We start from the raw sequence: 23925 nt of genomic DNA on the forward strand, positions 1-23925 counted from the left end.
TCCGCTGCGCCGTCGCCGGGGGCAAGCCGGGGGTCAAGCCGGGGGCAAGAGAGCGGTCCGTGAGCTGCGCTTGTCCACAGGGGGTGGACCTCGAAGGAAAGTTATCCACAGGCTGTGCGAAAAGTCTGTGGATACCGGAAACGATCATTCCGGAAGCGAGATGCGGACCGAAGAATTCCTGGCGCAAACCCCTCGCATGCTCACTTTCGAGTGGAAAGGGCTCGCTCTAAAGCGTTAATGAAAGGAATTGAGTGGACGACGGCTGACGTGCGGGACTGTGGAAGGGAATGGGGCGACCGGGGCGATTTGTCGACCAAGCCAGGGGTTGGTGTCGACTTGTCCCCAGGTCGAGAAGCCCACCTGTGGATAACCCTGTGGACAGAGAAAAATCCGCAGGTAGGACAAGGTGAAAGAGGAGAGGGAGAGGCGGAGTGAAATGCGGGGAGAGGCGGAGTGAACGAGGGGAGAGAGGGAGTTGAGGGGAGAGAGGGAGTTAACGAGGGCAGAGAGGGAGTGAACGAGGGGACGGGCGGAAAACTCAGGCCCGGCCGTCCTGGACCCGGGCCAGCCAGTCCGCCGCCGACGTGAACTCGGCGTCCGTCGTGCCCGCGCGCAGCGTCCGCACCTCGGCGGGCGTCACACCGGCGCGCGGGTAAGAGCCGAGGAAGCGCACCTTCGGCGCGATCCGCTTCAGCCCCATCAGGGCCTCGCCGACCCGGCGCTCCGCGATATGCCCCTCGGCGTCCACGCAGAAGCAGTAGTTGCCGATGCCCGCGCCCGTGGGCCGGGACTGGATCAGCATCAGGTTGACCCCGCGCACCGAGAACTCCTGGAGGAATTCGAGCAGCGCGCCGGGGTGGTCGTCGTCGAGCCAGATGACGACGGAGGTCTTGTCGGCACCGGTCGGCGCCGCGGGCCGGGCCGGGCGGCCCACGAGCACGAAGCGGGTCTCGGCGTTCTCCGCGTCGTGGATCTCGGTGACCAGCGGTTCGAGCCCGTACGTCGCGGCCGCGAACTCACCCGCGAACGCGGCGTCGTAGCGGCCCTCCTGCACCAGGCGCGCACCGTCCGCGTTCGAGGCCGCCGACTCCCACAGCGCGTCCGGCAGATGGGCCGCGAGCCAGTTGCGGACCTGCGGCTGGGCGACCGGGTGACCGGTGACCGTCTTGATGTCGGACAGCTTCGTGCCGGGCCGGGCCAGGAGCGCGAAGGCGATCGGGAGCAGCACCTCGCGGTAGATCATCAGCGGCTCACCGGTGGCGAGCTCGTCGAGGGTCGCGGTGACGCCGCCCTCCACGGAGTTCTCGATCGGCACGAGCGCCGCCGCCGCCTGGCCGCCGCGCACGGCGTCGAGCGCGGCGGGCACGGACACCATGGGCACGAGCTCACGGGTCGCCGCTTCGGGCAGGGTGCGCAGGGCGGCTTCGGTGAAGGTGCCCTCGGGTCCGAGATACGTGTAGCGCGTGGCCGACATACCGTCACCTTAATGCGCCGATCGAGAGGGCGGCGCCGCCGTCTTCAGGACTCGAGCAGCCGCTGCCCCACGTATTCACCGGAACGTGCACCTCCGGGCACCGCGAACAGGCCGCTCGACTCGTGCCGGATGAACGCCGACAGCGCATCGCCCCGGTCGAGCTTGCGCTGCACCGGTACGAAGCCACGCATCGGATCGGCCTGCCAGCAGATGAACAGCAGGCCCGCGTCCGGCACGCCGTCCTCGTCGTACCCGTCGTGGAAGGAGAACGGTCTGCGCAGCATCGCGGCGCCGCCGTTCTGGTCCGGGCGGGAGATCCGGGCGTGCGCGTCCGCGGCGATCAGCAGCTTGCCGTCGGGGCCGGTCTTGTCAAGCGCGGGCTCCGTCGTCTCCGAGCCGCCGGTCAGCGGGGCGCCGTCGGACTTCTTGCGCCCGATGACCTGCTCCTGGTCGCTCAGCGAGAGCTTCTCCCAGTCGTCGAGGAGCATCCGGATCCGGCGTACGACCGCGTAGGAGCCGCCCGCCATCCAGGCCGGGTCGGCCGAGCCGTCCGCCGGGACGAAGATCCGCTTCTGGAAGTCGGCGTCCGACTCCTTCGGGTTGTTGGTGCCGTCGACCTGGCCCATCAGGTTGCGCGTCGTCATGGGCTTCTCCGTCGCGCCGGGCGTGCGGTTGAAGCCGTTCATCTGCCAGCGCACCCGCGCCGCGTCGCCCGCCTCCCGCTGCAGGGTGCGCAGCGCGTCGAAGGCGACCAGGGCGTCGTCGGCGCCGATCTGCACCCACAGGTCGCCCTCGCCGCGCTTGGCGTCGAGCTGGTCGGAGGAGAACGCGGGCAGCGGGTCGAGCGCGAACGGCCGCTGCTTCTCAAGGCCCGTACGGCCGAAGAGGCTGCGCCCGAAGCCGAACGTCACCGTCAGCGAGGACGGTCCCGCGTCGAACGCGACCGCGGAGTCGTCCGCCGCCGTGCGCCCCGCCATCAGCCGGCGGGCCGTTGAGGACCAGCGGCGCAGCAGCGCGGCGGCCTCCTTGCGGCCCGCGCCCGGCGCCAGGTCGAAGGCGACCAGGTGGCCGCGGGCCTGCATCGGCGTGGTGATGCCCGGCTGCTGCTCCCCGTTGAACGGCACCGACGTACGGCCCACCGAGGCCAGGCCCGCCCCGGGCTCGGACTGCGCCGCCGCGTGCCCGGCCACACCGCCGACCGCGCCGAGCGCGATCCCGCCGACCCCCGCCGCGCCCACCGTTCCGAGCAGCCGCCGCCGGGACAGCTCGACGGTGGACCCGCCGGCCGCCTCCGGCCCGGTGTCCTGCGGCGTACGGGTACGGGTGGAGGCCTCTTTCTGCGTACGGGTACGGGAGGAGTCCTCCTTCCGCGTACGGGTACGGGAGGGGCTCTCTTCGCGGTCGTCAACAGCCATGGCGTCAGCCGATCTTCACGTTCTTGTGGACGGTCACTTGGTCGATGTCCGAGGTGCGCACGGTCACCGAGAGCTGCCAGTTGCCCGGCATCGGCACCTGCACGCCCGCCGAGCTCCAGTGGCCGGTGGAGATCCGGTCCGGCTCGACCGGGAGCGGCCCGATGTCCTTGGCCTTCAGGGTGAGGGCGACCTTCAGCTCGGGTACGTCGAAGGCCTTGCCGTTCGGGCGCTCGGCGTAGACGTGCAGCGTGTTGCTGCCCGTACGACCCGGGTCGAGGTCGATGCGGACGGTGCCCCTGCCGTCCTGGCCGCCGGTGTCGAAGGGCAGCGTCATGTTCACGGGGCGGTTCGGCACGGCGCTGCCGGTGGCCGCGCCCGCCCGGTCCACCTGCTCCTGGGTACGGCCCGGCTCGGTGGTGGTCAGGGCCGTGGTGACGGCGAGCAGGACGACGGCGACGGCCGCCTCCACGAGCACCGAGCGCCTGAGGCCCGCACGGTCCGGGTCGGCGTCCCTGATCCGCTTCTTGCGCGCGGTGTGCACGGCGGCGCGCTGCCGGGCGAGTTGAGCGGCCCGCTCGGGGTCGGCGTCGTGGTCAGCCTCGGGTTCGGGTTCGCGTCCGGGTTCGCGTCCGGGATCGGGTTCGGGTTCGCGTCCGGAGCCGGGCACGGGCTCGGGTTCAGGTCCGGCGTCCGGGGCGTTTTCAGGTCCGGCGTCCGGGGCGGCGTTCGCGTCGGCCTCGGGTGCGGTGCCGGTGGCACGCGACGTTCGTACGGACACGGGCTCGTCCGCACGCCGCCCCGCCCGCTGCCCGACGACACGTGCCGCCTCGCCTGCGTCGCGTTCCTCTCCGTCCGCGACGCCCTCCGCCGTCTCCGGCTCAGCGCCCCGCACGATCCGTGCCGTCCAGCGCCGCGAGATCGACGCGACTCCGACGAGCAGCACCACGAGCCCGACCTTCACGAGCAGCAACTGCCCGTACGCCGTGGACACCAGCGCGTTCCACGAACCGACCTGGCGCCACGACTGGTAGAGGCCCGTCGCCACCAGGACGAGCACGGAGCCGAACGCGATCCGGGAGAACCGCTGCACCGCGCCCCGGCCCACCGGTTGATCCGCCGGGGCGCGGTAGAGGGCGACGAGCAGCGCCGTCAGACCGCCGAGCCAGGCGGCCACGGCCAGCAGATGGACCACGTCGACGGGCATGGCGATCGCCCTCTGGATCCCCGTCGAGGCGTGCTCGGCCAGCGCCCACGTCGAGGCGAGCCCGGCCGCCACGACCCCGCCGCCGACGGCGAGGCCGAACGTCAGGTCCCGCTTCTCGGCCGGGTCCTCGCGTCTCGCGTACGCCCCGAACAGCACCACGACGAACAGCGCGGCCGCGCCGAGCAGCAGCAGCCGGGAGACCAGGGCGGCGCCCGTCTTGGTCTCGAGCACCGCGCCGAGCCCACCGAGGTCGAGGACGTCCGCGAGCTTCCCCGAGTCGGTGTACGGCCCGCGCAGCAGAAGCAGCGCCAGCGTCCCCCCGGTCAGTCCGACCCAGCTGTATGCGATCAGCCGCTGCATCGCCCGTACGCCCACGCCCTGCCGCCAGCAGGCAAGGAGGAACGCGGCACCACCGACGAGCAGGGCGAAACCGGCGTACGAGACATAGCGCGCGATGTCGTACAGCACGCCGACCGGACCGCCGCCCGCCTCCTGCTCCGGCAGCGCCACGCTCGTCTTCGACGGGGCGCCGATGGAGAAGCTGAACGCGCCGGAGATGGGGTGGCTGTCCGCGGAGACCGCCCTCCAGGCGACCGTGAAGGTGCCCTCGGGCAGCCCGCTGTGCAGCGGGACGCCGTACTTGACGACGCTTCCGCTGCACAGGTCCTGCAGCTCGCCGGTGTCGACCCGCTTGCCCTTCGGGTCGAGCACCCGGATCGAGTCGTCCGACATGGCGACCTGCTCGGAGAACTGCAGGGTCACCTCTTCAGGAGCCTGCTGCACCACCGCGCCCTGCTTCGGGTCGCTCCCGGTCAGCGCGGCGTGCGCGGACGCGGGTGAGGCACCCGCGAGCAGGACGCCGACGGTGGCCGCGAGCAGCAGCACGAGGTGCAGCAGCGGACCGGTGCGGCCGAGGCGGGGAGCGGTGGGCAGCATCAACTCGTCTTCCCTCAGTGGCTGTTCGGGTTGTGGGTCGGATCCATCACCTCGAGCTCGGCCTTGACCGGCGCGGACTTCTCGAAGTGCAGCTCGACGGCGATCTTGTCGCCCTTCTTCGGCATCTTCTCCAGCTCGAGGAACATGATGTGGTTGCCACCGCGCTCCAGCTTCAGCGTGCCGTTCGCGGGGATGTCGAAGGACTTCGCCTTCTTCATCTTCTGGCCGACGGTTTCGTGGATCTCCGCCGACTTCGACACGTCACTGGTGACCGACGTGAGCTTGTCGGCGCCGCCCTTGTTGGTGACGGTGAGGAAGCCGCCGGCCATGTCCTTCGTGACGGGCTCGGGCATATAGCCACCGGCCACGCCGAGTTGGGGCTTCGCGTCCGCCGCGGCTGCCTTCTCCTTCGACGCGCCGGTCTTCTCGGAGCCGTCGGAGGAACCGCAGCCCGCCAGCGCCAGAGCCGAGACGGCGGCTATGGCGACGACGAGGGTGGTGCGGGGGGTGATGCGGGTGGCGCGGGTGGTGCGGGGTGTCACGGGTTCTCTCCCTTGATGATCTTCGGCAGGTCCTTCACGTAGTCGTCGGCGGTCGCTTCCTCGCCGTTGTAGAGGACGTAGCCCGCGTCGCTCTTCGGCGAGAACGCGATGACCTGCTTGCCGTGCATGGACGTGACCGAGCCGTCCTTCTCCTTCTTCGGCGCATCGATGCTGATGCCGAGGGTCCGGGCGCTCGCCTGGATGGTCGGGAAGTCACCCGTCAGACCGATGAACGAAGGGTCCTGCGCCTTCAGCCACTTGCCGAGCTCCGCCGGAGTGTCCCGCTCCGGGTCGGTGGTGACGAAGACGACCTGGAGGGCGGCCAGTTCGTCCTTGGGGAGCTTCTGCGCGAGGCGCCGCTTGGCGTCCGCGATGTTGCTCATGGTGAGCGGGCAGACGTCCGGGCAGTGCGTGTACCCGAAGTACATCAGCACCGGCTTCCCCTTGGTCCGCTCGCGCAGGTCGAACTCCTTGCCCTTGGTGTCCTTCAGGACCAGGTCCGGCTTCTCGAAGGGCCGGTCGAGTACGGTCGCGGCCTTGTCCTGCGCCTGCGCGGACACGTCCGCGACGGGCTGGTCGGAGTCCGCGCCACCGGTGCCGCACGCCGACAGCGTCAGCGTGGCGGCGGCGAACAGGGCGGTGACGGCGAGAGCGGTCTTCTTGCGCATGACGGGTGTTCCCATGGGTTTCTCGTGATGGCCCGGTGAGCGGCGGGGGCGTACGGATGCGCCCCCGCGCGGCACCGGCTGTCTCAGCTCGCGGACTCGCCGCGGCGGCGCCCGGCCAGGACGCCGAAGGCCACGCCGGCGGCGCCGACGAGGATGCCGGCGACGCCGAGGCCGCGGGCCAGGCCGTCGCTGCTGTCGCTCGCGGCCTGCTCGGTGGCGCCCTCACCGGACTTGGCGTCGTCCGAGGCCTTGTCGGCCGCGGCGCCGTGGCCGTGGCCGTCGGCCGCCTCGGTGAGCTTCAGGACGGGCGCGGGCGACTCGGGCTCCGGCGCGCCCTCCTGCGGCTCCTCGATCCAGCGGACGACCTCCTTGTCGGAGTACGTCTGCAGGGCCTTGAAGACGACCTGGTCGGCGTCCTCGGGCAGCGCGCCGACCGAGACCGGGAACTGCTGGAACGTGCCGGGCTCGATGCCCTTGTCGTCCGCGGTCCAGGTCACCTTGGAGACGGCCTCGTCGATCTTCTCGCCGTGCATCTCGATCGGCTTGTCCAGCTTGGACTCGGTGACCTTCACGTCCCAGCCGTCCACCGGCTGGGGCATGACGGAGGCGAGCGGGTGGTCGGTCGGGAAGCTCACCTCGAGCTTGGTCGTCGAGGCGTCGTCCCGCTCGTTCGGCACCTTGAAGTTGACCGTGGCGAAGCCGCCCTTCGCGGCCTCACCCTGCGGCTGCACGCTGACGTGCGCGAAGGCGGGGGCGGACAGGACGAGCACGGCGGAGGCGGCGACGGCACCGGCGGCGGCCACACGCTTGAGCTGACGATTCATGACGGACATGGCAGACAAACTCCACTTTCGGCAGTGGGAACGGTGAAGGGCGCGCGGCCCACCCGCTGGTCGGCAGGGCACGGGCACACGACGCGCGAGCACGCAGCCGGTGCCCCAGGGGCACGGGACCACGCGCGCGTGGCGCGGCTTCCTCCGTACTGCCGAAGGGCCGCGTCAGGCAGCGAGCGTGAACGCCTCGGCGGGTGGCCCGCGCCTGATCACCGTGTCGTCGAGAACCGCCGTACGCGGCTGCCACGGCACCCGGCGCGCCGTACGCACCGCGCACGGCAGGCAGCCGAGCAGCGTCCGCAGCCCGGCCCGCAGCAGCAGCGCCAGCGCGAGCGCCACCCGCAGCGGACGCACGAGCGCGCCCTCCTCGATCCCGTACGCCGCGTACGCGGACAGCTCGAAGAGCCGCACCAGGGCGAGGTCGCCGCGGCGCAGCAACCAGCCCGCGGCGATCCCGGCGAGCAGGTGGCCGAGCAGCATGGGCACATCGGGCGCGAGCCCCGTACCCATGCCGGACGCCGCCGCGTGCGTGGCCGCGGCCTCGCCGTGCTGGTGCGCGGCGACCGCCGAGTCCGGGTCGATGCCCGCGGTGCTCAGGATCCGGCGGGCCTCCGTGGGACTGATCGCGGCGGCACCCGCACCGCACACCAGGCGGGCGGCCTGCGCGATCAGCGCACTGTCCGCCGAACTCTGGGCGACTTGCGAGCCCTGCTGCCCGATCCCGAACAGCGCGTGCAGCCCGAGCTGCCCCAGCGTCAGCGAGACGGCGATGCCGGGCATCGAACGCGGACGTCCGGCGAGCGGCAGCGCCACCGCGAGCACGAGGAGGAACCCGATCCCGAGCGACCACAGCGGGACCGTGGCACAGGAGGCGAGAGCGTGGCCGCCCGCGGACAGCGCGACGCAGACCGCGGCGAACACCGCGGCCCGAAGCGCCCGAAGGCTCACTCCGGGGCGGGTCTCGCGCGTCTCACGCGCTGCGCGCAGGGTGCGCGGAAGGGGGGCAGCCATGACCGGGTCATCATCGCACTGGCCCCGGTCGCCCCATACGGCAGGTCCGCAAGGTCCGAAAGGTCGGCTCCGGCCCCTGTGGGCGAACTGATCGCTCCCGTACCTTGCGTCGTGCCTCCGCGCATCCGCCGTATGGGCGGCATCACGTCAACTCTGCGCTTATATGCGGTCGGTCGCGGCAATAGGTATCGGTATGTCGAGCCGCAGCCAGGAGGCTTCAGCATGAGCATCTGGTGGTCCCTCCACTTGCGGCGCGAGGCTGCGAGCGTTCCGCTCGCCCGGCGCCATCTGCTCGGCACGATGGAGACGGCCGGCGTCGATCCGGACATTTCCTACGACCTCTCGGTCGCCCTCAGCGAGGCCTGCGCCAACGCCGTCGAGCACGGCGGCCGCGCCCAGGCGTCCGACGGCACGGCCCCGCACACCGGCTCCCCCGGCGGTTTCCGGGTCACGGCCTATCTCGACGGCGACATGTGCCGCATCGAGGTGGTCGACTCCGGCCCCGGCTTCCCGCCCGCCGGTCACGACCGCCCGGTCAGGACGCCCGGCGCGGACGCGGAGCACGGCCGCGGCCTGTATCTGATCCGGGAGATCGCCGACCACGCCTCCTTCGACAACAAGCCGGGCCGCAGCGGCGCCGTGGTCCGCTTCGACAAGATCCTCAAGTGGCGCACGAACGCTCCGCTGGTGAGCGCCTGACCGTCCCCTCAGAGCGCCTGACCGTCCCCTCAGAAGGTCTCTTCCCGGACCTCCCCGAGGAGTCCGGATGTGAGGAATCCGGATGTGAGGAATCCGGATATGAGGCCGAGCCATTCCTCGGGGCGTTCCGCGAAGGGCAGATGGCCCGAGTCGAGCTCGGCGAAGCCCGCACCCGGCAGCAGCGCCGCCACCTCGCGGTGGTGCTCGGGCCGGACCAGCAGGTCGGCCGCGGTCGAGATGACCAGGGAGGGGATGCCGAGGCGGGCCACCGTGCCGAGGTCGTCCCGTACATCCACGCGCGTGACCAGGTCCGTGTGCTCGGCGGTCCCGGCGGGCAGGGTCTCGCGCGCCCCCGCGAGCGCCGCCGCCAGCTCGTGCGGGGTGAGGGCCGCGAGAGCCGCCGGGCTGAGGGCCTTCGGGAGCATGAACTTCGCCAGCGACTCGTGCTGCCCCGCCGCGTACAGGTCCCGCCAGACCTCGGCGTCGAGCCGCAACCGGGCGTCCGGCCGGGCGAACGTCGCCGTCAGGACGAGCCCCGTCACCCGTCCCGGATGCCGGGCCGCGGCACGTACGGCCACGGCGCCGCCCAGTGAGTACCCCACGATCGCGAACCGCTCGAGCCCCTCCGCGTCCGCGGCGCCGACCAGCTCGTCCGCCAACTCGTCGAGGGAGAGCGGGTGTTCGGCGCGCGGCGTGGCCCCTGTGCCCGGATAGTCCACGCCGACGACGGTGCGGTGTGCGGCCAGGCCGTCGAGCAGCGGGCCGTAGTTGGCCTCGACGCCGCCTCCCGCGCCGTGCGCGAGCAGCAACCCGGGACCGGAGCCCCGCACGGTCCGGGCGTACGAGGCGCTGGGCGCAGCACTGCGCGCAGGCATGGGTGTGGACATGGACATGGGCGTGGACATGGGGCTCCCCCTCGTTCGGCGTTCACATTCCGTATCGGCCCCTACAGAAAGACCGTAGCACGCTTTCTGTATCGACCACTAGGGAAAAAATCCCGCTCGACGAACGACAAAGGCCGGCCACCCCCGACGGGGGCGACCGGCCATGAGCCGATGCTCAGCTCAGCCCTTCAGCTCAGCCCTTCAGCTCAGCCCTTCAGCTGAGCCATCCACTGCTCCACATCCTCCGACCGGCGCGGCAGCGCGGCCGAGAGGTTCCTGTTGCCGTCCTCGGTGACGAAGATGTCGTCCTCGATGCGGACGCCGATGCCGCGGTACTCCTCCGGCACCGTCATGTCGTCCGCCTGGAAGTACAGACCCGGCTCGACCGTCAGGCACATGCCCGGCTCCAGCGTGCCCGCGACGTACGCCTCGGTGCGGGCGACCGCGCAGTCGTGGACGTCCATGCCGAGCATGTGACCCGTGCCGTGCAGGGTCCAGCGGCGCTGCAGACCCAGCTCGAGCACCCGCTCCACGGGGCCCTCGACGAGCCCCCACTCGACCAGCTTCTCGGTGAGCACGCGCTGCGCGGCGTCGTGGAAGTCGCGGAACTTGGCGCCCGGCTTGACCGCCGCGATGCCGGCCTCCTGCGCCTCGTACACCGCGTCGTAGATCTTCCTCTGCAGCTCGGTGTAGCGGCCGTTGATCGGCAGCGTGCGGGTCACGTCGGCGGTGTAGAGCTCGTTCGTCTCCACGCCCGCGTCCAGGAGCAGCAGGTCGCCGGAGCGGACCTGGCCGTTGTTGCGGACCCAGTGCAGGGTCGTGGCGTGCGGGCCGGCGGCGCAGATCGAGCCGTAGCCGACGTCGTTGCCCTCCACGCGGGCGCGCAGGAAGAAGGTGCCCTCGATGTAGCGCTCGCTGGTGGCCTCGGCCTTGTCCAGGACGCGTACGACGTCCTCGAAGCCGCGGGCCGTGGACGTGCAGGCCTGCTCGAGCTGGGCGACCTCGAAGGCGTCCTTCACCAGGCGCGCCTCGGACAGGTGGACGCGCAGCTCCTCGTCGCGCTCGGCGGTGACCTTGTCGGTCAGGGCCTTCTCGATGCCGGTGTCGTGACCGCGCACGACACGCGTCGGGCCGGTCGACTCGGCGAGCGCGGCGGGCAGCTCGCGCACGTCGGAGGCGGGGATGCCGTAGAGCTTCTCGGCCTCGGTGAGGGAGTTGCGGCGGCCGACCCAGAGCTCGCCCTGGCCGTCCAGCCAGAACTCGCCGTTCTCACGGTTGGAGCGCGGCAGCAGGTAGATCGTCGCCTCGTGGCCGTCGTCCTTCGGCTCCAGGACGAGGACGCCGTCCTCAGTCTGGTTGCCGGTGAGGTACGCGTACTCGGTGGACGCGCGGAAGCTGTACTCGGTGTCGTTGGAGCGCGTCCGCAGGTTGCCCGCGGGGATCACCAGGCGCTCGCCGGGGAAGCGCGCGGACAGCGCCGCGCGGCGGCGGGCGGTGTGCTCGGCCTGCGGGACGGGCTGCAGGTCGTGCAGCTCGGTGTCGGCCCAGCCGGACTGCATGTTCGCGGCCAGCTCGTCGGACACGCCCGGGTACAGGCCGTTCTTGCGCTGCTTGATCGGCTGCTCTTCAGACTCGTCCGGGGTCTCCGGGGTGAGCTGTTCGGCCACGGTCTGCCTCCTCAGTACGACACTGGACCGCTCTCCATCGTATGTCCGTACGGAAGACGTCCCAGAGCCTTTAGACCTATGGCCAACGTCACCTGAGGCGCACGATTCGAAAACCGTCTCTCTAAAAGAGGCGCGCGGCAGACCCGTCTCTCTTAAGAGGCGCCCAGCAGACCCGTCACTCGAAGCGGGCCGCCAGCATCACCACGTCCTCGCGGCTGTCCGCCGCGTCGAGGCCGTCCGGCAGCACCGTGCGCAGCACGTGGTCGGCGATCGCGCCCGGGTCGTGCCGGATCGAGCGGGGCACTCCGGACGCCGCCGAGTGGAGCCGGGCGAAGGCGCGGTCCATGGCGTCGCCGGTGCGGTGCAGCAGGCCGTCCGTATAGAAGAGAACGGTTTCGCCAGGTGCGGGGGACAGGTCGACGCTCGGCGCCTCCCAGCAGGCCAGCATCCCGAGCGGAGCGGAGAGCGAGGTCTCCACGAACGCGGTGCGCCGCTCGCCGATGATCAGCGGAGGCGTGTGTCCGGCGCCCGCGAGGACGATCTTGCGCTGGTGCGGTTCGCAGTAGGCGAAGAGAGCGGTCGCGCTGCGCGCCGGCTCGGTCAGCCGAAGGAGAAGTTCCAGATCGGACAGGACCGCGACCGGATCCTCGCCCTCCATCACGGCGTACGCGCGCAGCGAGGCGCGCAGCCGCCCCATCGCCGCCACCGCGCTCGGCCCCGATCCGGTGACCGAGCCGACCGCGAGACCGAGCGCGCCCTCGGGCAGCGGCAGCGCGTCGTACCAGTCGCCGCCGCCGCGCGGTCCCGTGCGGTGCCGGGCGGCGAGCTGCACCCCGGCGACCCGCGGCAGCCGGCTGGGCAGCAACTCCTCGGCGACGGTCGCAAGGGTGGTGCGCGCCCGCTCCAGTTCGAGCAGGCGGGCCAGGTGCTCGGTCGCGTACCGCGTGTAGAGGCCGATCAGATGGCGCTGGTGCTCGACCGGTTCGGCGGGCTCGTCGTACAGCCAGACCGCGGCGCCGAGCTTGCCCGCGGCATCGGTGGCGAGGGGGACGGCGTAACTCGCGGCGTAGCCGAGGCGGGCGGCGACCTCGCGGTGGCGGGGGTCGAGGCCGTCCTCGGAGAGCAGATCGGGGCTGGCGATCTCGGTCTCGCCCTCCGGCAGTCCGTCGAGGATGCGGCCGTACGAGGTGGAGCTGCGCGGCACGGTCTCGATGTGCCCGAGGTCCGCGTGGGCGAGGCCGAGACCGATCGTGGTGTCGGGGCCCTGCCCGTCGGCGGGTTCGAGGACGACGAGGCCGCGGCGTGCGCCGACCAGGGCCGAGCCCGCGCGCAGCAGTTCCTGGAGTGCTTCGTCGAGGGAGGCGGTGCGGGTCAGCCGCTCGGTGAGCTCGTGCAGCGTGGTGAGGTCCGAGACCCAGCCGGCGAGGCGGTCCTGGAGCACGGCGCCGGCGGGCGGCGGGGGCGGGCTCGTCGAGGTGGCGCCGGGGGAATTCTGGACGGACGCGGCAGTCTGCGCAGGAGAGGGAACCGTTGAGTCGATTCCAGCCACATTCGGAAGGTGCGGGGCGTTCATGGCGTCCGGCTTTCGGGCCGGTGCGTATTGCTCAATAGCATCGCAAACCCCCTGTCATTCTGCGCCGTCAGCAGTGCCTCCACATGTACACGGCCCGGTGATGGGATGTCCAGCATTGTCCGGATGGGAAAGCTGGTGTCCATGGGGTTTCAGAGGTCTGGCGGAGTGTGTGAGGCTGCTTGTGAAGCGAAATACAAGTTGGCTGAAAAATGACAGCAGTAAGGGCATATTGCGGTCGACTGGCCTCGTTCAACACGGCGTCACAGCGGTCGTGATGGGTACGTAATCGGTGTAGGGCAGGGGCAGTTGGGCCGTCCCGGAACCTGGCACCGGACCTCCGCGTCTTAACCTGCGGCGGCCGCTCCCCACTCGTTCGAGGGTGGAAACGGCGGGACTGCGAGCACAGCGAGCAAACGCACACGGCATACGCAACGGCACACAAACGCCATGCACGCGCCACCCTCCGCCAGGCTTTAATGGAGCACAGCCAACGCTCGACCCCATTGGGGTTCCCCATGCTTGAGCTGGGGTGTGAAGCGCCGACTTGTACGCACGGTGAACAGATGCACGCATGGTGTGATGTGGCCCTCGGCGTTCAACGGAAAGGAACGAGCGCTCATGCGCGAGATCCTCGGAAGGCGACGCAAGCTCCTGTCGAACCTGTCGAAGCGAACCAATGGCAGGCCTGAGCAGATCAGCGCAGCCCTGACCTTTGCCACGGCGTGGCAGTGGCCGGTGCTTCCCGGAGTCGGACCCAAGCAGACCGGCTTGCCCGGCTGTGCCTGCCCGGACGCCGACTGCGCCCAGCCCGGTGCCCACCCCTTCGACCCCGGCCTCCTCGCCGCGACCACCGATGAGCGCATGGTCCGCTGGTGGTGGACCAACCGCCCCACCGCTCCGGTCATCCTGGCCACCGGCGCCCCCGGCCCCTGCGCGGTCAGCCTGCCCGCCCTCGCCGCGGCCCGCGCCCTCGGTCAGCTCGACCGCGCAGATCTCCGTCTCGGCCCGGTCGTCGCCACCCCCGAGCGCTGGTATCTGCTCGTCGCGCCCTACTCCCTCGCCCGGCTCGGCGAGTTGCTCTACGCCAAGGACGAGGTGCCCGGCTCGCTCCGCTTCCACGGCGAGGGCGGCTATGTGGTGCTGCCACCCTCCGAGACCGGCCGCGGCCAGGTCCGCTGGGAGCGCGCCCCGCTGCCCGGCTCGGCCCGGCCCTGGGTGCCCGACGTCGAGGCGGTCGTGGACGTCCTCGTCGAGACCCTCACTCGTACGGGTGTGAGCGCGCCCGAGATGTAGCGGAAACGGGCGCGGACCGCTCCGCGGCCCTGTGCTCCGCCGATATCTTCGGGCCATTCCCTTCCCCCGTAGCAGTCGAGCAGGTGGGTCCCTTGCAGCGAGCTCGCTTGGCGGCGCTCATCGCCGCCGTGGCACTCACCACCTCCCTGCCCCTCGCCGGGGCCCTCGCAGGACCGGCGGGCGACGCCACCTCCGAGGCCGTACGGCAGGGATCGGATGTACGGCAGGGGTCAGACGTACGGCAGGAATCAGGCGTACGGAACGAAGGAGATGTACGGCGGGAATCCGCCGAGCCGAGCGGGGCCGGTGGGCAGGCGGAGGCCGGCGCGCCGGTCGAGGGTGGCGCGCAGCAGGGCAAGAGCCGTGGGTCGAAGGGCGCGGAGGCGTCCGGCGACGGGTTGCTCTCCGGGCTCGGACTCACCACCGCCGCGCAGTGCGGACCGGAACTCGTCTCCCCCGAGGGTGTGGAGGCCCAGACCTGTGTGCTGGCGCAGAGAGGCGACATCTGGGCGCGGACGTACTACCGCAATGCGACCGGTGAGCAGCTGCGCGCCGTGCTGACGCTGATGGGTCCCGGCGGGCGGACCGTGCAGATGCACTGTGCCGTCGGGGCCGACGACGAACCCGGCGCCTGTGAGACCCCGCGCGAACCCGGGCAGGGGGAGCCCTCGGCGTATACGGCGATCGCGGAGTTCGCGGCGCCGGAGGGGGCTGAGGGGGAAGCAGCGGAGCGGCCGCTGCTACTGCGCTCCGGGAGCAACTCGCCCCACACACCCAGGAGTTGAGCCGGGGAGCAGGCGCCGGGCCTGGCGGGGAGCTGAATGCGGGATTCCGCAGAAAAGACAAGCGCCCGGTTGCTGGCGACGGGGGATGCACCAGCAACCGGGCTACCTGAACGGTAACAAGAGATCGGCGGTTCGCAAATTCGATCTCTGCTATTCGGACACGGATTTACCTGTGCTTACCGGGAGTTGTGACACGAGTCATATGTTCCCGGCTGCTTCAGGGCCGTTCCGGACGCGTCCGACGGGTCAGTTCAGGGTGACCTGGCGGTTGGTGAGGCCGCCGCGGGCCCGGCGCTCCTCGGTGGTCAGCGGGGCGTCCGTGGCGAGCGCGGCCGCGAGGCGCTCGGCGAACTCGGCGGCGGGCTTCTCCACGTCGGCCGCGGTGACCTCGCTCGGCAGGTCCCAGACCGGCACCATCAGGCCGTGCGCACGGAACGAGCCGACCAGGCGTGTGCCCTCGCCGAGGCTCGAGGTGCCCGCGGCGTGCAGCCGGGCCAGGGCGTCGAGCAGCTTCTCCTCGGGGTGCTGCATCACCCAGCGCAGGTGGTTCTTCTCCGGGGTCTCGCACCAGTACGCCGCGTCCACACCGGCCAGCTTGACCGTGGGGATCGCCGCGGCGTTGGCGCGCTCCAGGGAAGCGGCGACGTCCGGCGTGGCGTTCTCCGAGTCCGGGATCCAGAACTCGAAGCCCGTGTGCACCACCGGCTCGAAGGGTGCGGCCGGGTCGAGCAGGTCCTGCAGACGTGGGCCGTCGGCGGGGGCGCGGCGGCCGCTCACCGGCTTGCCCGGCTCCGTTTCCAGGGCCTGCAGCAGGGTGTCGGCCAGGTCACGGCTGAGGTCGCCGGAGGCCATGTCGTTCTGCAGGCCGATCAGCACCGAGCCGTCCTCGCGGCGCAGGCCCGGCCAGGCCATCGGAAGCACCGTGGCGAGCGTGACCGACGGGACGCCCTCCGGCAGCCCGTCCTTGAGGGTGAGCTCGGCGGTCGCGGCGGGCACGAGCTCGCGCAGCGCCACCCAGTCCCCCTCGCCGGTCAGGCCCTCGAAGGGGCGGTGCACCAGCTCGGTCACGGCGTGCGCGGCGGCCCGGCCGTGACAGGCCTTGTACCGGCGGCCGGAACCGCAGGGGCAGGGCTCACGGGCACCGACGACCGGGATCTCTCCATCGGTGAGCTGTGCCTTCTTGCCCTGGGGCTGGCCCTTGGTCTGGGGGCGCTTCTTGGCCATCGTGGGTGTCTCCCGGTGACGTCTTCCTGCGTACGGCGCGAGCCTAGCCGTTCGTACGCGAAGACCGAGGTGCCTGTGGATAACCCGGACGGGGATCGAGCCGGGCCGCGCTCACCGCGCCGGGACCGCCGGGCGACGACCGGGCGACGGGCGGGCGACAACCGGGCGACGGGCGTGCGCTCAGGCCAAGTCCTCGAAGGGGTCCGCGAATTCGAGCTCGGCGACGGCCGCAGGGGCAGCGACGCGCGTAGCGAAATCCGTACGGCACGTGACGTCCTTCAGGACGACCCACACGGTGACTTCGCCCGTCGTACCGTCCCTGACACCCCAATCCTCCGCCAGCGACGTGATGATGTTCAGCCCGCGGCCGCCATGAGCGGTGACCGAGGGCGTGGCCGGAACCGGTCGGGTGGGACCACCGCCGTCCGTCACTTCCACCGTCAGACGCCCCGCCGGTTCCACCCGCCACGCGGCCCGCACGTCTCCGTCTCCGACCATCGATCCCCGGCCCAGCGGCCGGCCGTGCCGGCACGCGTTGCTGAGCAACTCCGACAGGATCAGGACGGCATCGTCAATGACCGAATCCGACACCCCGCTGATGCGCAGCTGATCCCGCATCCGGTGTCGTGCCTTGCCCACGCCCGCAGGGCCATGGGGTACGGCCATGCTTGACGACGCGGGCACCTCCTGTGCCACCACCAACGCCACCCCCGAGACCTCCTTTGCCCCACGCCACGGTGTGAATGCCCCACTGGACTGGACCGGAAACCGGCCAATCCACCTCCGGTGACGCACTCGTGACGATCGCGTACCGAATGAACGCGCCGGTGCACTCTGCGTGAGTGGCGGGAGAGGCTCCTGAGCGTTGCCCGACCTGCCTTCCGGGGCGCGGGATGCGGCACGCGCGCGTCGTGCGGCACGCGCGCGTAGTGAGGGATGGGTCGTACGGGGCGTCAGGTGCGGCCGAGTTGGCTGAGCACGGCGCGCGGGCGGTTGGTGATGATGGCGTCGACGCCCAGGCGCACGCAGAGTTCGACGTCCTCGGGTTCGTTCACCGTCCACACATGCACACGGTTTCCGGCGCGCTTGAGCCTCTCGATGTACGCCGGGTTGTTGCGGACGATGCGGATGCCGGGGCCGGCGATGCCGACACCGCGCGGGAGCCGTCCGTCGCGGTGCCGGGGCGAGACGAACTGCATGAGGTAGACGGTCGGGACGGTCGGGGCCGCGGCGCGCACACGGTGCAGGGAACGCGCCGAGAAGCTCATGACCCGTACCGGCGAAGGGCCTTCGGGCGGCGGCGCGTCCAGGCCGAAGCGCTTCAGGAGGAGCAGCAGCCGCTCCTCGACCTGGCCGGCCCAGCGCGTGGGGTGCTTGGTCTCGATGGCGAGCTCGACCGGGCGGCCCGCGTCGGCGACCAGCTCCAGGAGCCGTTCCAGGGTCAGGACGGAGGTGTCGGCGCGATCGGGGTGCTCGGTCCAGTCCGGGGACTCGGCGGGCTGCTCGGCGTCGGCGCGGAGCTTCCAGGAGCCGAAGTCGAGGGCGGCCAGATCGGCGAGCTCCAGCGTCGAGACCGCGCCGCGACCGTTTGACGTACGGTTGACGCGACGGTCGTGCACGCACACGAGGTGGCCGTCGGCGGTGAGGCGGATGTCGCATTCGAGGGCGTCGGCGCCGTCCTCGATGGCCTTCTTGTAGGCGGCGAGGGTGTGTTCAGGGGCCTCGTCCGAAGCGCCCCTGTGCGCGACGACCTGAGGGACCCCGGCGGAGGGTCGGATCGGGCCCGCGGGAGGTGTCTGTGGTGCGGAGGTCACCGCGTCATGGTGTCACTCGTGGAGCCTCCTTCGTGCGGCCCCTCCGGGGGGCGGGTGCGCCCGTTTGGTCCGACATAAAGGTTGAGGGCAGGACGCACAGGTGCGGCTTATGGTCCCCTGACGTCCCATGGGAAAAGCTGAAACCACACAGTGGGAAAAGCTGAACTGCAACGGGACAACCGCACAGCCGGGTCAGGACGGCCCGGCGCCGTGGATCGAGGAGAGAGAGCTGTGAGCACCGAGAACGAGGGCAACGAGGTCAACCCCGCCCCGTCCGCACCTTCCGTGCCTGTGCCTCCGGCGGCCGCTCCCGACGCGACGTCCGGCACGGAGTCGGCACCGACCGAGCAGCAACGGACGGTTTCGGCGGACCAGCAGCGACCGGTTTCGGCGGACCAGCAGCGACCGGTTTCGGCGGACCAGCAGCGGCCGGTTTCGGCCGAACCCGGGAACCCGGATCAGCAGCACACCGCGCCGCTCCCGCCCGTGCCGCCGCCTCCGCCGGGACCGGCCCCGGGGCCGCACGCCGAGGGTGCCGGTGCCGGTGGGCCCACGCCGCCCACTCCGCCCGCCGTGCCCGCGTACGCGTACGGGGGCGGTGGCCACGGGTGGGGCGCGGGCTATCAGCCGCCCGCGCCTGTGCCCGGCCGGCGCAAGGGCGGGCTCGTCGCCGGAGTTCTGGTCGCCGCGCTGCTCGCCGGTGGCATCGGCGGCGGGATCGGGTACTGGGCGGCGGAGCGCAACGACTCGGCCGTGGACTCGACCACGGTCTCCGCCTCGGACACCCCCGCCGACCTGAAGCGTGATCCGGGCACCGTCGCGAACATCGCGGCGAAGGCGCTCCCCAGCGTCGTCACCATCGACGCACAGGGCGGCGGCGCGCAGGGCGAGGGCGGCACGGGCACCGGCTTCGTGTACGACAAGCAGGGCCACATCCTCACCAACAACCACGTGGTGGCGTCCGCCGCGGACGGCGGCCGGATCCAGGTCACGTTCTCGGACGGCAAGAAGTACGAGGCGCAAGTGGTCGGCCTGGCGCAGGGGTACGACGTGGCGGTCCTGAAGCTCAAGAACGCCTCGGGGCTCAAGCCGCTGCCTCTCGGCAACTCGGAGGGCGTGGCCGTGGGCGACTCGACCATCGCGATCGGCGCGCCCTTCGGCCTGTCCAACACCGTGACGACGGGCATCGTCAGCGCCAAGAACCGCCCGGTGGCCTCCGGCGACGGTACGAGCTCGAAGAACTCGTACATGAGCGCGCTGCAGACGGACGCGTCGATCAACCCGGGCAACTCGGGTGGGCCGCTGCTCGACGCGCGCGGTGCGGTGATCGGCATCAACTCCGCGATCAAGCCCGCGGAGAGCGGTGGCGGGCTCGGCGGCGGTCAGGGCGGTTCGATCGGCCTCGGTTTCGCCATCCCGATCAACCAGGCGAAGAACGTCGCCGACCAGCTGATCAAGACCGGCAAGGCGGTCTACCCGATGATCGGCGCCTCGGTCTCCCTGGACCAGTCGACGAGTGACGGTGCGCGGATCTCCGACGAGGGCGTGGGCGGTTCGGCTCCGGTCACCAAGGGCGGGCCCGCGGACAAGGCGGGGCTCAGGGCGGGCGACGTGATCACCCGGCTCGACGACCGCCCGATCGACAGCGGCCCCACGCTGATCAGCGAGATCTGGACCCACAAGCCGGGCGACACGGTGGAGTTGACGTTCAAGCGCGGCGGCGAGGAGCACACCGTGGACGTCGTGCTCGGCAGCAAGGGCGAGGACTGAGCGAACGCGCGGCCGTGGGCCCGGTTTCCGGATCATGCGGTCGCGCTCCGGGCAGAACGCGCCCGTACGCCCACGGCGGCCCCGGAGGCCGGTAGGCTGTAGCCCGCTCCGCAGCAGGTGAGGCGGGGCGAGGGTGGGTTGCCCGAGCGGCCTAAGGGAACGGTCTTGAAAACCGTCGTGGCGCAAGTCACCGTGGGTTCAAATCCCACACCCACCGCGTGAGTTGAGGGCCCTGACCGGCAGGATCGGTCAGGGCCCTCGTCATGGGCGGAGGCCGCGGAGGTCATGCGGATCGGCGGCTGTCACGCGGGCGGGTGGGCGTCACTCGGAGTGCTGTGCCTGGGAGGGCCACTGCCCGTCGGCGAACTGCGGGCCCCAGTAGTACGGGTTCACTTCTGCGAGCGTCCGCGCCTCCCACTGGGTGGGATCGCCCTCCCGTGGGACGCCGACCTCGACGGACGGACCCCACAGGGCGAGACGCTCCTGGCAGATGCCGCAGGGCGGCAGGATCAGTACCCGGTCCCGCTCCAGGTCACGGCAGACGCAGACGGAGGCGGTGACGGCACGGTTCTGCGTGTACGCCTGGATGAACGCCCCTGCCTCCTGGCAGAGCGTGACCGAGCCGTGCATGTTGTCGAGGCCGACGCTGGTCAGGATGCCCCCGTCGGCGAGCCGTACGGCGGCCGCGCCGCCGGGTTCGTCCGAAGGCCAGCGCCGGTCCATGAGCTCCATGGCCGCGTCCACGAGCGCCTGGTCGAGTTTCATGGGCGGGAGTCTGGCATGGAGCCCGGTCCGGCTTCGAGCGCCCTTTGAGCAGCAACTGGAAGGCAGCAACGCCCAGTTGAGGCCGGGCCGCGCCGCGCCGGGCCGGGTTTCCGTCGACGGGATCCGGCGCCCGCAGACCGCCGGGCCGCATCGGACAGCCGACAGCCGACAGCCGACCGGATCCGGCGCCCGCAGACCGCCGGGCCGCATCGGACAGCCGACAGCCGACAGCCGACAGCCGACAGCCGACAGCCGACCGCCGACCCGATCCGCCCACCGCCGACCCGATCCGCCGACAGCTGACCGCCGACCGGATCCCGCCTGATCCCCGAACGGCACGCCTACCCCCGCCCGCCCACCACCCGAGCCGCCGAAGCGATCGTCGCTCGTGCCTCGTGGGGTGTCAGGCCTGTCTGGGTGGCCGCAGTGGTGAGGCGCGGGGCGAGGGTCTCGCCGATGCCGGATTCGTACGCGCGGCAGGCGGCCCAGAAGAGGCGGGTGTTGCGCTGGCCCGTGCGCGCGCCGAGGACGAACTGGATCAGGCCCTCACCCTGCGCGGCGCCCGCAGGGCCGCCCGTCGCGGAAGCGGAAGCGGAACGCGTGCGGGGGCGCGGCGGCGGCGTGAGGAGGCGGAGGAGCGAGCGGGGGCAGGGGGCGGGCGCGAGGTGGGCCGTGCCGGGAGCCGTGGCGTACACCCCGTGTTCGGTGCGGGAACCGGGGCCGACGAGATAGCCGCCCGCACCCCGGACGTCGATCCCGGGGGCGAGCCGGCTCGCGGAGTTGGGGACGACGACGTCGGGCGGTCCGGAGAGCCAGAGGTGGCGGCCGCCGCTCGGGGTGAGGACGACCACCGTGTCCGGGATCGTGAAGAGGTGCCGCAGGGCCAGCTCGCGCAGCGTCGCCGAGCAGTCCGGGCCGTCGGGCCCCGGCTTGTCGTCCAGGTCGATGCCGATGAGGTGGTGCGGGGGCAGGCCGCACGCGATGCCGTACCCCGTGGCCCAGGGGGCGGCGGCGAAGAGCTCGCGGATGCGGGCCGGGTCGGTCGTCGCGTCGTACACCCCGTGGCCCGGGCGGCCGCATTCGCCGTGGCAGGGGGTGGACGGGTGTGGTTCGGCGCGGTGCGGGGAGCGCAGGGCCGGGAGTTTGGTGCGGGAGAGCGGGATGACGGCGAGCCCACGCTCCGCGGCGGACAGGGCGTGGGCGAGGGCCAGGGTGGTGGCGTGCCGGTCGGTGGTGGCCATGGCTTCATTTTCGTACGTACGTTCGAAGAAGGGAAGGGGGATTTCGGGTGCGCGCCCGTCTCGTACGGGTGAATCGCACAGAGGGGCGGCCGTTGTGCGGGGGGTTCGAGGCCGGTCGGCGGGCCTGTGCCGGATCGAGGGCGCGCGGGGGGTTTATCGACTTGTCATCACGCTTGCGAGGGAAGGCCGGGGCGGGGGTGGTTCGGCGGGGGCGCCGTGGGCACCTCTGCTCTCGCGACGTCGTGAACACCGCAGAACACCGCAGAACACCACAGGAACACCACAGGAACGCCACCGGGGCGGTCGGCCAACTGCCCCCGCATCAGGCGCACTTACCGGACCGATCAGCTCGGCCGGGCTCTTTGGAGGAATCACATGGCACGTATCCGGACCGCTCGCGTCCTCGCCGCAGCCGCCGCTCTGCCGCTCGCCGCGGCACTCTTCACGGGCGTGGCCCAGGCTGACAACGGAGGCTTCGCGAGCGACGGATCGAACGCGAGCGTCGCGACCGTCACGGGCAGCGGCGTCGGCGGCGAGAACGAGGGCAACTCCGCCACCAACCAGCAGGTGGCGACCGGTTCCGGCGCCTCCAACCAGAACAACAACGCCCAGGTGAACGGCTCCGCCTTCACGGCCGTCGACCAGTCGAACGAGACGTACGACATCAACTTCACCGAGCTCTGGTAAGCCACCGGACCGCGTCGGGCCGCGCCCTCCAGCGGGGGGAGGGCGGGGCCCGCGCGGTGGGGGTACTTGCACCGCGCGGCGGCACGAACTGTGCCGCCGCGCCGGTGCGTCGACCTCTTCGAGGAAGCTCCGTGACCTTGACAGCGAGACCTTGACAGCGGGCTCGTTTCTGACGGACAGTCAGAAATGAGTCGGAAACCCTGATCCCCAAGGTTCGTACGAGCTCCCAGGAGGGACGCCGTGCATCTCGCCCCCACCGAGCGCCAGAAGCAGCTGCGCGCCGAACTCCGTGCCTACTTCCGGCAGTTACCGGCCCGAGGGCCTGAAGAAGACGAGCCGGGCGACGAGCCGGACGAGGAGACCCAGCGCGCGGTCCTGCGCCGGATCGGGGCCGACGGGAAGCTCGGGCTCGGCTGGCCCGTCGAGTACGGCGGGCAGGGGCGGGGCGCGGACGAGCAGTTCGTGTTCTTCGACGAGGCGTACCGCGCGGGTGCGCCGGTCTCGATGGTGACCCTGAACACCGTCGGGCCGACCCTGATGAAGTACGGGACGCAGGAGCAGAAGGACTACTTCCTGCCGCGCATCCTCAGCGGCGAGCTGGTCTTCGCGATCGGCTACAGCGAGCCGTCCGCCGGTACGGACCTCGCGGCCCTGCGCACCCGGGCCGTACGGGACGGTGAGGACTGGGTGATCGACGGGCAGAAGATCTTCACGTCCAACGCTCAGCAGGCGGACTGGATCTGGCTGGCCTGCCGTACCGACCCCGAGGCGCCCAAGCACCGGGGGATCTCGATCATCCTGGTGCCGACGGACGCGCCAGGGTTCTCCTGGACGCCGATCGAGACGGTGGGCGGGCTGACGACCACCGCCACGTACTACGACGCGATCCGGGTGCCGGGCTCGAACCTGGTCGGCGAGGAGAACGGCGGCTGGGGGCTGATCACCAACCAGCTCAACCACGAGCGCGTCGCCCTCGCCGCGATCGGCATGCAGGCCGAGGACTGCTACGCGAGCGCCCTCGCCTTCGCCCGCACCCCCGACCCCGTCACCGGCCGGCGCCCGGCGGACGTGCCCTGGGTGCGCTCCCAGCTCGCCGAGGTGCACGCGCGGCTCGCCGCGACCCGCCTCCTCAACTGGCGCCTGGTCGGTGACGTCGGCGCCGGGCGGCTCGCGCCGGGGGACGCCAGCGGCGTGAAGTTCGCCGGGACCGAGTCGGCGGTCGAGGTGTACCGCATGTGCCAGGAGATCGTCGGGGACGCCGGTCTCGTACGGGCCGGATCGCCCGGTGCGTACGGGATCGGGCGCGACGGCGACGGTGAGCTGGAGCGGATGAACCGGGCGGCGCAGATCAACACCTTCGGCGGCGGGGTGAGCGAGGTGCAGCGGGAGATCGTCGCGACGATGCGGCTCGGCATGAGGAAGGTGCGGCGGTGAGCGGGA

21 protein-coding genes and 1 tRNA gene are annotated in these 23925 nt (G+C 71.5%); 7 read left to right on the forward strand and 15 right to left on the reverse strand.

Annotation, left to right across the window (positions count from 1 at the left end):
• Positions 1-538: 538 nt before the first annotated feature.
• The 7 genes from pheA to RCO28_RS25770 form a co-directional block, all read right to left on the reverse strand.
• Entirely contained in the window at positions 539-1474 is a 936-nt protein-coding gene (gene pheA, locus RCO28_RS25740) for a prephenate dehydratase (RefSeq protein ID WP_308943657.1), read from the reverse strand.
• A 44-nt stretch (positions 1475-1518) separates the two neighbouring features.
• Positions 1519-2889 carry an iron uptake transporter deferrochelatase/peroxidase subunit gene (efeB, locus tag RCO28_RS25745; protein ID WP_308943658.1) on the reverse strand — a complete coding sequence of 457 codons (1371 nt, stop codon included), beginning with the start codon at positions 2887-2889 and terminating at the stop codon, positions 1519-1521.
• 4 nt (positions 2890-2893) lie between these two features.
• A complete protein-coding gene (locus RCO28_RS25750) occupies positions 2894-5029 on the reverse strand; it encodes a copper resistance protein CopC (protein ID WP_308943659.1) in 2136 nt (711 codons plus the stop codon).
• A gap of 14 nt (positions 5030-5043) precedes the next feature.
• Complete coding sequence (locus RCO28_RS25755) at positions 5044-5571, reverse strand: copper chaperone PCu(A)C (RefSeq protein WP_308943660.1); 528 nt, start codon at positions 5569-5571, stop codon at positions 5044-5046.
• A complete protein-coding gene (locus RCO28_RS25760; RefSeq protein WP_308943785.1) occupies positions 5568-6239 on the reverse strand; it encodes an SCO family protein in 672 nt (223 codons plus the stop codon). The genes RCO28_RS25755 and RCO28_RS25760 overlap by 4 nt, the downstream gene beginning before the upstream one ends.
• An 83-nt stretch (positions 6240-6322) precedes the next feature.
• Positions 6323-7063: a YcnI family protein gene (locus RCO28_RS25765; protein ID WP_308943661.1), complete on the reverse strand. Its 741-nt coding sequence runs from the start codon at positions 7061-7063 to the stop codon at positions 6323-6325.
• Positions 7064-7237: 174 nt separating this feature from the next.
• Positions 7238-8083 carry a hypothetical protein gene (locus tag RCO28_RS25770; RefSeq protein ID WP_308943662.1) on the reverse strand — a complete coding sequence of 282 codons (846 nt, stop codon included), beginning with the start codon at positions 8081-8083 and terminating at the stop codon, positions 7238-7240.
• Positions 8084-8305: 222 nt separating this feature from the next.
• Between RCO28_RS25770 and RCO28_RS25775 the strand changes: the two genes are divergently transcribed.
• Positions 8306-8782 carry an ATP-binding protein gene (locus RCO28_RS25775; RefSeq protein WP_308943663.1) on the forward strand — a complete coding sequence of 159 codons (477 nt, stop codon included), beginning with the start codon at positions 8306-8308 and terminating at the stop codon, positions 8780-8782.
• 29 nt (positions 8783-8811) lie between these two features.
• Here RCO28_RS25775 and RCO28_RS25780 read toward each other — a convergent pair whose 3' ends face one another.
• From RCO28_RS25780 to RCO28_RS25790, 3 genes are all read right to left on the reverse strand, one after another.
• Positions 8812-9687 carry an alpha/beta hydrolase gene (locus tag RCO28_RS25780; RefSeq protein ID WP_308943664.1) on the reverse strand — a complete coding sequence of 292 codons (876 nt, stop codon included), beginning with the start codon at positions 9685-9687 and terminating at the stop codon, positions 8812-8814.
• A gap of 185 nt (positions 9688-9872) precedes the next feature.
• The gene (locus tag RCO28_RS25785; RefSeq protein WP_308943665.1) at positions 9873-11333 is read right to left on the reverse strand and encodes an aminopeptidase P family protein; all 1461 of its coding nucleotides are present in this window, start codon (positions 11331-11333) and stop codon (positions 9873-9875) included.
• A 175-nt stretch (positions 11334-11508) separates the two neighbouring features.
• Complete coding sequence (locus RCO28_RS25790) at positions 11509-12906, reverse strand: PP2C family protein-serine/threonine phosphatase (RefSeq protein ID WP_374991246.1); 1398 nt, start codon at positions 12904-12906, stop codon at positions 11509-11511.
• Positions 12907-13524: 618 nt separating this feature from the next.
• Between RCO28_RS25790 and RCO28_RS25795 the strand changes: the two genes are divergently transcribed.
• Together RCO28_RS25795 and RCO28_RS25800 are read left to right on the forward strand one after the other, a co-directional pair.
• Positions 13525-14199, forward strand: a complete 675-nt coding sequence (locus RCO28_RS25795; protein ID WP_308943667.1) for a bifunctional DNA primase/polymerase — start codon at positions 13525-13527, stop codon at positions 14197-14199.
• A 92-nt stretch (positions 14200-14291) separates the two neighbouring features.
• Complete coding sequence (locus RCO28_RS25800; RefSeq protein ID WP_308943668.1) at positions 14292-14984, forward strand: hypothetical protein; 693 nt, start codon at positions 14292-14294, stop codon at positions 14982-14984.
• A 246-nt stretch (positions 14985-15230) separates the two neighbouring features.
• Here RCO28_RS25800 and RCO28_RS25805 read toward each other — a convergent pair whose 3' ends face one another.
• The 3 genes from RCO28_RS25805 to RCO28_RS25815 form a co-directional block, all read right to left on the reverse strand.
• On the reverse strand, positions 15231-16208 hold the full coding sequence (locus RCO28_RS25805; protein WP_308943669.1) for a DUF5926 family protein: 978 nt from the start codon (positions 16206-16208) through the stop codon (positions 15231-15233).
• A gap of 180 nt (positions 16209-16388) precedes the next feature.
• The gene (locus RCO28_RS25810; protein WP_308943670.1) at positions 16389-17003 is read right to left on the reverse strand and encodes an ATP-binding protein; all 615 of its coding nucleotides are present in this window, start codon (positions 17001-17003) and stop codon (positions 16389-16391) included.
• Positions 17004-17161: 158 nt separating this feature from the next.
• Positions 17162-18022 (reverse strand): glycerophosphodiester phosphodiesterase, encoded by an 861-nt coding sequence (locus tag RCO28_RS25815; RefSeq protein WP_374991247.1) that lies wholly within the window; start codon positions 18020-18022, stop codon positions 17162-17164.
• A gap of 231 nt (positions 18023-18253) precedes the next feature.
• Here RCO28_RS25815 and RCO28_RS25820 point away from each other — a divergent pair, with 231 nt between their 5' ends.
• Positions 18254-19792, forward strand: a complete 1539-nt coding sequence (locus RCO28_RS25820) for a trypsin-like peptidase domain-containing protein (RefSeq protein ID WP_308943671.1) — start codon at positions 18254-18256, stop codon at positions 19790-19792.
• 132 nt (positions 19793-19924) lie between these two features.
• Positions 19925-20009 (forward strand) — tRNA-Ser (locus tag RCO28_RS25825).
• Positions 20010-20113: 104 nt separating this feature from the next.
• On the opposite strand, the gene RCO28_RS25830 is transcribed toward RCO28_RS25825, so the two are convergent.
• Positions 20114-20557: a cytidine deaminase gene (locus tag RCO28_RS25830; protein WP_308943672.1), complete on the reverse strand. Its 444-nt coding sequence runs from the start codon at positions 20555-20557 to the stop codon at positions 20114-20116.
• Between the two features lie 341 nt (positions 20558-20898).
• Positions 20899-21798, reverse strand: a complete 900-nt coding sequence (locus tag RCO28_RS25835) for a bifunctional DNA primase/polymerase (protein ID WP_308943673.1) — start codon at positions 21796-21798, stop codon at positions 20899-20901.
• A 375-nt stretch (positions 21799-22173) separates the two neighbouring features.
• On the opposite strand from RCO28_RS25835, the gene RCO28_RS25840 reads away from it, so the two are divergent.
• Both RCO28_RS25840 and RCO28_RS25845 read left to right on the forward strand, forming a co-directional pair.
• A complete protein-coding gene (locus RCO28_RS25840) occupies positions 22174-22485 on the forward strand; it encodes a hypothetical protein (protein WP_308943674.1) in 312 nt (103 codons plus the stop codon).
• A gap of 240 nt (positions 22486-22725) precedes the next feature.
• Entirely contained in the window at positions 22726-23919 is a 1194-nt protein-coding gene (locus RCO28_RS25845) for an acyl-CoA dehydrogenase family protein (RefSeq protein WP_308943675.1), read from the forward strand.
• Positions 23920-23925: the final 6 nt, after the last annotated feature.

The organism is Streptomyces sp. LHD-70, assembly GCF_031157275.1.
Taxonomy (GTDB): Bacteria; Actinomycetota; Actinomycetes; order Streptomycetales; family Streptomycetaceae; genus Streptomyces.

Excerpts from the sequence above, each read along its gene's own strand:
- RCO28_RS25775 (WP_308943663.1), top strand. The coding sequence starts at position 8,306 with ATGAGCATCTGGTGGTCCCTCCACTTGCGGCGCGAGGCTGCGAGCGTT.
- RCO28_RS25805 (WP_308943669.1), bottom strand. The coding sequence starts at position 16,208 with ATGGCCAAGAAGCGCCCCCAGACCAAGGGCCAGCCCCAGGGCAAGAAG.
- RCO28_RS25780 (WP_308943664.1), bottom strand. The coding sequence starts at position 9,687 with ATGTCCACGCCCATGTCCATGTCCACACCCATGCCTGCGCGCAGTGCT.
- RCO28_RS25760 (WP_308943785.1), bottom strand. The coding sequence starts at position 6,239 with ATGCGCAAGAAGACCGCTCTCGCCGTCACCGCCCTGTTCGCCGCCGCC.
- RCO28_RS25830 (WP_308943672.1), bottom strand. The coding sequence starts at position 20,557 with ATGAAACTCGACCAGGCGCTCGTGGACGCGGCCATGGAGCTCATGGAC.
- RCO28_RS25750 (WP_308943659.1), bottom strand. The coding sequence starts at position 5,029 with ATGCTGCCCACCGCTCCCCGCCTCGGCCGCACCGGTCCGCTGCTGCAC.
- RCO28_RS25835 (WP_308943673.1), bottom strand. The coding sequence starts at position 21,798 with ATGGCCACCACCGACCGGCACGCCACCACCCTGGCCCTCGCCCACGCC.
- pheA (WP_308943657.1), bottom strand. The coding sequence starts at position 1,474 with ATGTCGGCCACGCGCTACACGTATCTCGGACCCGAGGGCACCTTCACC.
- efeB (WP_308943658.1), bottom strand. The coding sequence starts at position 2,889 with ATGGCTGTTGACGACCGCGAAGAGAGCCCCTCCCGTACCCGTACGCGG.
- RCO28_RS25790 (WP_374991246.1), bottom strand. The coding sequence starts at position 12,906 with ATGAACGCCCCGCACCTTCCGAATGTGGCTGGAATCGACTCAACGGTT.
- RCO28_RS25770 (WP_308943662.1), bottom strand. The coding sequence starts at position 8,083 with ATGGCTGCCCCCCTTCCGCGCACCCTGCGCGCAGCGCGTGAGACGCGC.
- RCO28_RS25765 (WP_308943661.1), bottom strand. The coding sequence starts at position 7,063 with ATGAATCGTCAGCTCAAGCGTGTGGCCGCCGCCGGTGCCGTCGCCGCC.
- RCO28_RS25795 (WP_308943667.1), top strand. The coding sequence starts at position 13,525 with ATGCGCGAGATCCTCGGAAGGCGACGCAAGCTCCTGTCGAACCTGTCG.
- RCO28_RS25840 (WP_308943674.1), top strand. The coding sequence starts at position 22,174 with ATGGCACGTATCCGGACCGCTCGCGTCCTCGCCGCAGCCGCCGCTCTG.